This is a genomic window from Massilia sp. TSP1-1-2 (assembly GCF_049896185.1).
Taxonomy (GTDB): Bacteria; Pseudomonadota; Gammaproteobacteria; order Burkholderiales; family Burkholderiaceae_D; genus Telluria_A.
Genome location: NZ_JAFCTU010000065.1, coordinates 1 through 10549 on the forward strand (window position 1 = coordinate 1; position 10549 = coordinate 10549).

Here is a 10549-nt window from a genome sequence, read left to right on the forward strand (position 1 = left end):
CGGTCTTCGCGGTGTTTGAACGGCACGTGGCTACCTGACGGGAAACGATGTCAGATTGTACACGGCCCGTCATGCGCGGCGGATTATTCAACAACGCCGCCTTGTGGGATAAGCAAGGCGTAGGTCCTGAGTGGTTGAGGAAGCCAGCACGCGAGGGCCATGGTCGGGCAACTAGGCCAAAACTTGTCACTTGGCAAGGTGATATACTAATTCTTGTGCGTTTTGAACCGACTTTATGCTAATCGGACCCGTTACAGTGGGGCACTACCATAAAAGCTGAGCCGTGGGTGTCTGTGAACCAAATTGCAAAGCATCTTGGTGTCACCCGTGTGTAAAGCGGCGGCCTGACTGGCCGTATCCACCCACGATGCAGGCGCCTTGGTTCGGGCAATACCACTAAGCGCCGAAGGTCCGCTGTGGGGCGACAGCGGGCACTCAAGTATGATCGCTGCGTTCAGCCACAGACCGGTGCGTACGCAGCCGTGGCGACCCCACCCTACTTCTTGCGATATCGAAACCAGTCATTGCACGGACTGAGGCTGCCGATCCTGCATGAAGCTGCCGCATAACTTAGACGTGGGGAATGCTGAGACAGCGTTAGCCCGATGTGGGAGTCGACACCCCGGATTAGTCAAAGTGAGTGAACTTCATCACTGATCCCGTTACGCCGAATCCGATCAGGTAGCCACTTAACCGGGCCCCACTGGAAATCCCAAGGGACGCTTCTGTCCGACTTTTACCTCGTTTCTGCGCGAAGTCCGACATTTACCTCTTGAATTGTCCGGCTTTTACTTCGCTGCACGGCTAAGAAGTCGATAATTCCCTGTCCCCTCAAATATCGATTCGCTTTTCTTTTGATATCAATCACTTGCGGCACGGCGATAAACCGTTGTTTTTCGCTGCAAACCATGAATTGCACTCGCCATTTACCGGCTGATCCCGCACAATTTGTTTCTGCCAGGATATTACGTGGTCCATGACTATTGGACTGCCATTGTCTCCACGTCTCGCTTTGATAAGGTCAGCAATGTTCAATCACGCCTCCATGAACCGTTCCTACACCCTAGTTTGGAACGATAAGCAACAAGCCTATGTACCAGCACCGGAAACGGCACGCAGCAAAGGCAAGCGTGCCGGTACCGTGCTGGCAGCCGCGCTGGCCGGGCTGGTTGCCTCCTCAGGGGCGTTCGCCATTAACGCCGGAGCCATACCCGATGGCGGCCGCGTTGTCGCGGGGCAAGCCACGATCACGCAGGGCGGCCCGAACATGACCATCAACCAGAGTACGGCGCGCGTCGTGATCGATTGGCATAATTTCAACATTGGGCGCGACTCCGTCGTCAACTTCGTTCAGCCATCATCGAGCGCTATCGCATTAAACCGCGTGATCGGACAAGACCCGACCCAGATTCTCGGGCGCCTCAACGCTAACGGACAGGTATTCGTAGTCAACCCGAACGGCGTGCTGTTTGGAGCGGGCGCACAGGTTAGCGCCGCCGGCGTGCTCGCCTCCACGCGCGACATCGGTAACGCCGACTTTATGGCCGGCCGCCTTGACTTCGCCGGCAACAGCAAAAGTACGGTCGTTAATGCTGGCAGCATCAACGCGGCTCCCAACGGCTATGTCGCGCTGATCGGCGCTCAGGTCATCAACACCGGCACTGTGCGGGCCGACGGCGGCGACGTGCGGCTGGCCGCCGCCGATGCCGTGACGCTGAAAATCGACGGCGCCGGCCTGGCCGCGTTTTCGGTAGATCGCGGTACGCTTAACGCGCTTGCCGCCAACCACGGTCTGATCCAGGCCGACGGCGGTCGGGTCCACCTCACCGCTGCCGCCGCCGATCGCCTGGCGCGCGCTGTCGTCAACAATGAAGGAGTGATCGAGGCGCGCACCGTCGAAAACCGCCATGGCGTGATCGTACTTCAGGGCGACATGCAGGTCGGTACCGTGCAACTGAGCGGCACCCTCGACGCGTCGGCCCCGCAAGGGGGCAACGGTGGCTTCGTCGACACCTCAGCCGCACACGTGAAGCTACACTCGAGCGCGCGCGTGACCACTGCAGCGCGCGCCGGCAAGGCCGGGAACTGGCTGATTGACCCGGTCGACTTCACGGTTGCTGCCAGCGGCGGCGATATGACTGGCACCCAGCTCGACACTGCGCTGGCCAGCGGCAACGTGACCATCCAGAGTACCAGCGGCGTGGCCAGCGGCAATGGCGATATTCATATCAACGATCCCGTCACCTGGAGCGCCAACACGCTGACACTGGAAGCCCAGCGCGACATCAACATCAATGCCAACCTTGGAGGCAGCGGCAGTGCCGCCCTCTCCCTGCACTTCGGCCTCGGCGACGTAGCCGCTAGCAACATGGCGGTATACCGCCTCGCCTCCGGCGTCACCGTCAACCTGCCAACCGGTACTAACTTCAGTACCCTGCTCGGTTCGGACGGCGTTGCCAAGACCTACTATGTGATCAATTCGCTCGGCGCGGTCAACAGCACGTCCGCCACCGACCTGCAGGGCATGAACGGCGACCTGACGCAGAACTACGCGGTCGGCTCAAACATCGACGCTAGCGCCTCGATCAATTGGAACGGCGGCAATGCCTTTGTTCCGGTAGGCAATGGCAGCAGCGCCTACAGCGGCCACTTCGAAGGACTGGGTCACTCCATCGCTCAACTGCGCGTGAACCGCCAGGCAGACCTGCTCGGCTTATTCGGCGAGATTTCTGCCACAGGTCGTGTGTCGAACATAATCATGACGGCGCCAGCCTTCACCAACAACGATACCGGCACCACCGAGCACTTTGGCGCCATTGCCGGACGTAACTATGGCGTTATTGAACACGTGCGCGTGCTGGGCGGCACCGTGGTCGGCAATGTCTCGGTCGGCGGTGTGGTGGGTACCAACGCCGGCACCGTGCGCGACGCACGCGCGACCGCCGACGTCGGCGGCAAGTCCAGCGGCGGCCTGATCGGTACCAACCTTGTAAACGGCATCGTTGAAGACAGCAGCGCCGCTGCGAGCGTCAACGGCGTGGCCAACGTCGGCGGCCTGATCGGCGCAAATTACGCGGCGCTTAGCGGCCTGCATGCCAGCGGAAACGTGGTCAACAGCGAAGGCGCCTTTGCCGGCGGCCTGATCGGCTATAACGAAGGGGCAATCAGCAACTCCTACGCGCTTGGCGCCATCAACGGCATGCTTGACACAGGTGGCCTGATCGGTAAATCGACTGGTACGATCACGAGTTCCTACGCGACCGGCGCCGTTGTTGGCAGCGGTCGCGTGGGCGGGTTGGTGGGCACTTCTATGGCCACGCTGGGCGCGTCTTACGCCAGTGGCAATGTGAGAAGTGCCAGTGGCACCGGCATGGTTGGGGGCCTGGTTGGCCTGAATTCCGGCACGATTAACAACAACGCCTATTCCACCAGCTTGGTGTCGGGAGTGACCCAGGTCGGCGGCCTGGTCGGCCGCAACACCGGCACTATCACCAATGCGCACACCGGCAACGGCGGCACGGCGGGCCCGGTCGTCACCGGCACCGGCGACATGACCGGCGGCCTGGTCGGCAATAATGCTGGCACCATCAGCAACGTCCAGGCCACCGGCGCGGTGATGGGCGCGGGCTTTACCGGCGGCCTGGCCGGCCGCAACGACTCCGTTGTCACTAATGCGACGGCCAGCGGCGCGGTCAACGGTACCCATAACACCGGCGGCCTGGTCGGCATTCAAGGTTCCTTAGCCAGTATCGCGTCGAGCATCGCCAGCGGCAACGTGGTGGCGACGATGGAATACATCGGCGGCCTGGTCGGCTGGAACGACGGCACCATCGGCAACTCCAGCGCGACCGGCAACGTCCAGGGCCGCGACTATGTCGGCGGCATGGTCGGCCGTGGCGCCGGCAACATCAGCGACGCCTTTGCCACCGGTAACGTGAGCGGGCGCAACCGCATCGGCGGCCTGGTCGGCAATCAGCGCAACGGCAACTTCACGCGTGTTTCCGCCAGCGGCAACGTGGCCGGCACGGCCGACCTGGTCGGCGGCCTGGCCGGCATCGTCACCAACGTCAACCTGATCGACGGCTCGGTCGGTACCGGAACCGTCAGCGGCTACGTCCAGACTGGCGGCCTGTATGGCCGTATGGAAGTCGGTTCAGTTTCCGGCACCACCGTGGTCAACCGCACCGTCAATGGAACCAACTCCGTCGGCGGCCTGGTCGGCTTCAAGGACCGGGGCACGATCACCGGCGTGGCCGTCGGCGGCAGTGTCACCGGCAGCGGCAACTACGTCGGCGGCTTTGCGGGCCAGCAGATCGGCGGCAGCATCGCCAGCTCCAGCAGCAACGCACCGGTTAGCGGCATGATCTACACGGGCGGCCTGATCGGCTATAACACCGGCACCGTCACCCTGGCCAGCGCGTCCGGCAACGTCACCGGCACGACCAACGTGGGCGGCCTGATCGGCGAAAACCGCGCGGCCGTCAGCGGCCTGTCGGCTACCGGCAACGTGGTCGGCGTCTACCGCGTCGGCGGCTTGATCGGCAACAGCTTCGCCAACGTCACCGCGTCGAACGCATCCGGCACCGTGTCGAGCTCGGACACCAACTCGGGCGTCGGCGGCCTGGTTGGCGACAGCTGGGAAAGCATCATCGATTCGCACGCCACCGGCGCCGTCACTGGCTTTGACTACACGGGTGGCCTGGTCGGCTTCCTGGAGGCAGGCAAGTCGATCAGCGGCTCCGACGCCACCGGCGCCGTGCAAGGTCGCCATTATGTCGGTGGACTGCTCGGCTGGTCGCAGAATGGCAGCGTTACCACCTCCACAGCCGGTGGCAATGTCACCGGCAGCAACAATATCGGCGGCCTGATCGGCCTGACCAGCAGCCTGTACGGCCACGCCATCGTCAGCGGCTCGTCGGCCAGCGGGAACGTGACCGGCGTCGACGCTGTCGGCGGCCTGATCGGCACGGCGGGCGGCGGCAGCGCCACGCCAACCACCAGCCAGAATGTGTCCGCCACCGGCAGCGTGCATGCCAGCGGCGTCAATTCCGGCGGTCTGATCGGTGTCAACTCAGGGGAGATTCTCAGCGCCACAGCCAGCGGCGCCGTCACTACCACCGGTTCGGTGGCCGGCGGCATGCTCGGCTCGAACGCTGGCGCCGTCAATAATGCCCAGGCCAGTGGTAACGTGATCGGCGGCGCCATCGTCGGCGGCTTTGTTGGCCGCAACGAGTCCCTCAAGTCAATCATCAATGCAACCGCCAGCGGCAGCGTCACGGCCAGCGGCACCAGTGCGGGTGGCTTCGCCGGTATCAGCCTGGGCAACATCAGCGCCTCGCAGGCCAGCGGCAGCGTGGCAGGTGTGAGCAGCGTCGGCGGCTTCGTCGGCGCGGCCAATGCCGGCCTGATCGGCTCGAGCAGCGCCACGGGCGCTGTCGGCGGCAGCGGCAGCGATATCGGCGGCTTCGCTGGCCTGAATGCAATCGCCCTCTATGGTTCGGGCGGCACCGCAGTCAGTGCCAGCGGCGCGGTAAGTGCGACGGGCGCGAGCAACGTCGGCGGCTTCGTCGGCCGCAATGCCGGCTCGGTGAACCGCGTTACCAGCAGCAACCCGGTCGCAGTGACAGGCAACGGCAGCAACATCGGCGGCGTGGTCGGCTCGCTTACTTCCACCGGCGGCATCACGCTTACCCGCGCCTTCGGTACCGTCAATGCACCGGGCAGCGACAACGTCGGTGGCCTGGTCGGCCTGGCCGCAGCCAACGGCGGCATCGGCTATTCGTATGCTGTCAACAGCGTCACCGGACGCGACTCGGTCGGTGGCCTGGCTGGCCGCAGCGCCGCTCACATCTCGGTGGCGTATGCCAGCGGCGCCGTGAGCGGGCGCGACCGCGTCGGCGGCTTCGCCGGCGAACTGGTGACCGGCACCGACGTAAGCCACGCCTATGCCACCGGCGCCGTTACCGGCAACGACCTGGTCGGCGGCTTCGCCGGCGCGGCAACAGCCGGCACGGTGCAGTACACTTACGCCAACGGTGCGGTCGGCGGCGCTGCGCGCAGCGGCGGCTACGCCGGCGCGGGCGGTGCCACCGTCACAGACAGCTACTTCGACCTGAACCGTAGCGGCCAGCTCTTCGCCAACAACGACCAAGCGACGATCGGCGCCCTGGCCGCCGGCAAGACCACGGCGCAAATGAACAGTGCCGCTACTTTCACCGGCTGGGACCTGGCCGACACTGGCGCGCACAACACCACGTGGCGCAGCTACGACGGCCTGGCCGCTCCGCTGCTGAGCTACTGGCTGACTGCGCTGACCGTCACCGGCGCTGGCGGCTCCGAGAGCCACGTCTACGACGGCACGCTGCATACCAGCGTCGTCACGCGGCTGCTTTACACGGAAACGCTGGCTCCAGGCCACGTGCTTGGCGCCGCGTCGTACACTCCCGGCCGCAACGTCGGCAGCTACACGGCGCTGGGCGGGCTGTACTCGGACCAGCAAGGCTACGACATGACGCTTCTGAACAACGGCTCGCTGACCATCACGTCGAAGGCGCTGAGCGTCAGCCTCACCGGCGTGGGCAAGGTCTACGACGGCAGCGCAGCTGCGGCCCTGGGCACGGGTAACTTCGTGATCGGCGGCTTCATCGCCGGCGAAGGCGCCACGATCGGCAACACGTCCGGCCAATACAACAGTCGCAACGTGCAGGACGCCTCCAGCGTCAGCACTGCACTAAGCGCCGGCGACTACCTGGCCGCCAGCGGCACACTGCTGTCGAACTACACGCTGCCCACGGTCGCCAGCGGCAGCGCGGCTATCACAGCCAAGCTGCTGAACATTGCTGCCAGCGCTGCTGGCAAGGTGTACGACGGCGGCACCGCTGCGCAGACCACGGTCACGGCCAGCGGCGTGATCGGTGACGACGACGTCGCCGTCAGCGGTAGCGGTGCCTTCGCCGACAAGAATGCCGGTGCGGACAAGCAGGTCAACATCTCCCTGTCCAAGCGTGGCGTCGATGCCGGTAACTACGCGTTTGGCGCATCAGAGGTGACGACCGCCGCGACGATCACCCGGCGCGCCATCGAAGGGAGCGCCAGCGCTGCCGACAAAGTCTACGACGGCAACACCTCCGCACAGGTGACGCTGGCCTCGAGCGGCATCGTCAGCGGCGACAACATCACGCTGGGCGCCACGGGTGCATTCGCCGACCAGAACGCCGGCACCGGCAAGACGATCACGGTGACAGTGTCGGCTAGCGGCACCGATGCGGCCAACTACAGCATGCCGACGGCCCTGCAGACGGCTGCCACGATTTCGCCACGCAAGTTGACGGTGGCGCTCGGCGGCAGCGTCGGCAAGGTCTACGACGGCACCGCAGCCGCGGTCCTGGGCGCGGGCAAATTCATGATCGGCGGCTTCATCGCCGGTGAAGGTGCCACGATCGGCAACACGTCCGGCCAGTACAACAGTCGCAACGTGCAGGACGCCTCCAGCGTCAGCACTGCACTAAGCGCCGGCGACTACCTGGCCGCCAGCGGCACACTGCTGTCGAACTACACGCTGCCCACGGTCGCCAGCGGCAGCGCGGCTATCACAGCCAAGCTGCTGAACATTGCTGCCAGCGCTGCTGGCAAGGTGTACGACGGCGGCACCGCTGCGCAGACCACGGTCACGGCCAGCGGCGTGGTCGGTGACGACGACGTCGCCGTCAGCGGTAGCGGTGCCTTCGCCGACAAGAATACCGGTGCGGACAAGCAGGTCAACATCTCCCTGTCCAAGCGCGGCGCCGATGCCGGTAACTACGCGTTTGGCGCATCAAAGGTGACGACCGCCGCGACGATCACCCGGCGCGCCATCGAAGGGAGCGCCAGCGCTGCCGACAAAGTGTACGACGGCAACACCTCCGCACAGGTGACGCTGGCCTCGAGCGGCATCGTCAGCGGCGACAACATCACGCTGGGCGCCACGGGTGCATTTGCCGATCAGAACGCCGGCACCGGCAAGACGATCACGGTGACAGTGTCAGCTAGCGGCACCGATGCGGCCAACTACAGCATGCCGACGGCCCTGCAGACGGCTGCCACGATTTCGCCACGCAAGTTGACGGTGGCGCTCGGCGGCAGCGTCGTCAAGATTGCCGACGGCAAGACCGACGCCACGCTGGCCGGCCTCAACTACGTGGTCGGTAACGTGGTCGCCGGCGAAGCGGTGCAGGTCAATACCGTGGCCGGCATTTACGACACGGCGTTTGCCGGCGCCGGCAAACTGGTCACTGTGCAACTTGGCGCCGATTCCTACAGCGCCGGTGCCAATACCCTGCTGTCGAACTACGTGCTGCCAGCCGGCGACGTCAGCGGCAAGATCGGCCTGATCGCCAGACCTGCATCGCTGGAAGGCGTCTATGCCAGCATGCCGGTCAACACGGTTGCCGACCATCCGATAACGCTGGCCGCAGTGCAGGTGCAGGAAGGCCTGGCGCGCGTCAGCGCAAGCGACGAAACGGTATCCGATCCGCTGGCGCCGGCCGCGCCATCGGCATTGAGCGCCATCACGCGCGAAAACCTGTCCATGCGCCGCGCCTTCAGTATCGGCGACGGCGGCATGCGCCTGCCACTCGGTGTGCAAGGGTCGGACAAGGATGCCGCTCTATGAGGTATCCTCAAACCCAGGGACATCGCGCCAGCGGCGCAGTTAATAATGCTAGGAAAATCAAGATGATGCGAACCAACCGTCTGACCCACTTGCAGCGCGCCGCACTGGCCGGTCTGACCGCCCTGGCCGCCAGCGGCGCACTCGCACAAACTGTCCAGCCGGACGCCGGCCAGACGCTCCGCCAACTCCAGCAGCTGACGCCACCGGCCCGCCTGCCGGCCGCACCGACGCTGAGCCTGCCGCCGGAAACCGATACCCAGGCCGACGCCACCGTGCGCTTTGCCATCACGGCCGTCAACGTCGAGGGCAACACGCTTCTGCCTTCGAGCGCTATCCAGCCGATGGTGGCCGGCCTGGCCGGACGGGAGGCGACACTGGGCGAACTGCGCCAGGCAGCGTCGCGCATCACCCAGCTGTACCGGACGCGCGGCTTTGTTGTGGCGCGTGCCTTTGTGCCGGCCCAGGAAATCCGCGCCGGTGCGGTGCGCATCGTGGTACTCGAAGGCAGCCTGAGCTCGACGTCGATCCAGAATGGCTCGATCGTCCACACGCCAATGCTCGAAAACGTGGTGGCTGCCCAAGCCCTGCAGGGCAAATCAATCCGCACGCCGGAGCTGGACCGCGAGCTGCTGCTGATCGCCGATCTGCCCGCCGTGGGCGCCGTCAACGGCATCCTTAAGCCAGGCAAGAACGTTGGCGCCTCTGACCTGGCGATTTCGGCGGCGGCCGGCAAATCGCGCGAAGGCGACATTTCGCTGGACAACTACGGCAACCGCTACACCGGCCAGACGCGCCTGAACGGCCACGTCGACATCAACAGCCCTGCCCGCATCGGCGACCGCCTCAGTCTGCGCGCAATCTATACGAACGAAAAGCTCCTGTACGGTCGCGCCGTGTACGACCTGCCGGCAAACGGCGACGGCTGGCGCGTGGGCGCCAACCTGTCGTCCAGTCATTACGAACTGGGACGCGAATTCACCAACCTGGACGCCGATGGCACAGCCAATACTATCGGCCTGCAGACCAGCTATCCAGTATTGCGCGGCCTGAATGCCAACGTCTGGGTGCGCGGCGCGCTAGACCAGCGCAAGCTCAAGGACCGCATCCGCTCCACCGGCACCGACACCCACAAGTCGATCAGGGCCGGCACCGTGGAAGCCTACGGCGACGTGACCGACGCCCTTGGCGGAGGTGCTTACAGCACTTGGCGCGCCAGCGCAGTAATGGGGCAGCTCGACATCGATACTCCGGCCGCTTATCTGGCCGATCAAGCCGGCCCGCATGCCGACGGCAGTTACCGCAAGTTCGAGTTCGGTGCCAACCGCCAGCAGGCATTGGCGTCGCGCACTTCGGCCTTGGCCGCGCTGTCGGGCCAATGGGCACCGCACAACCTCGATTCGTCGGAGAAATTCGTCCTCGGCGGTATCCAGGGCGTACGCGCCTATCCGCAAGGCGAAGGAGTGGGCGACGATGCGTGGTTAGTCAACCTGGAACTGCGCCAGGACGTGGCGGCGGGCGTGCAGGCCGGCGTGTTCTACGACCACGGCCACGTGCGTTTCAATCATGACGCTTACGCTCAAGGAGCCAACGGCCTCACGCTTAAGGGCGCGGGGCTTAGCTTGGCTGTCAAGTACCGCACTATCGACCTGAAGGCAGCGTTGGCATGGCGTCGCGGCCAGGCAGCCACGAGCGCACCGGATCGCAATCCACGCCTGTGGATAATGGCCAGCAACAGCTTCTGACGCAACAGCGTATGCGCGCCCGGCGCAGGCCGCCTGTTTATCGACGAAGCCGTCGAATGGGCGTTGTTGAATAATTCGCTGCGCATGACGGGCCGTGTACAATCTGACATCGTTTCCCGTCAGGTAGCCACGTGCCGTTCAAACACCGCGAAGACCG

Annotated in this window: 2 protein-coding genes; both read left to right on the forward strand. The window is 64.8% G+C overall.

From position 1 onward, the window contains the following. The first annotated feature begins 1027 nt into the window (after window positions 1-1027). A complete protein-coding gene (locus tag ACP7BV_RS26675; protein WP_426107919.1) occupies window positions 1028-8650 on the forward strand; it encodes a YDG domain-containing protein in 7623 nt (2540 codons plus the stop codon). Window positions 8651-8712: 62 nt separating this feature from the next. After that, complete coding sequence (locus tag ACP7BV_RS26680; protein WP_426107920.1) at window positions 8713-10392, forward strand: ShlB/FhaC/HecB family hemolysin secretion/activation protein; 1680 nt, start codon at window positions 8713-8715, stop codon at window positions 10390-10392. Window positions 10393-10549: the final 157 nt, after the last annotated feature.

Coding starts and splice junctions, on each gene's coding strand:
- ACP7BV_RS26675 (WP_426107919.1), top strand. CDS start 1,028: ATGTTCAATCACGCCTCCATGAACCGTTCCTACACCCTAGTTTGGAAC.
- ACP7BV_RS26680 (WP_426107920.1), top strand. CDS start 8,713: ATGATGCGAACCAACCGTCTGACCCACTTGCAGCGCGCCGCACTGGCC.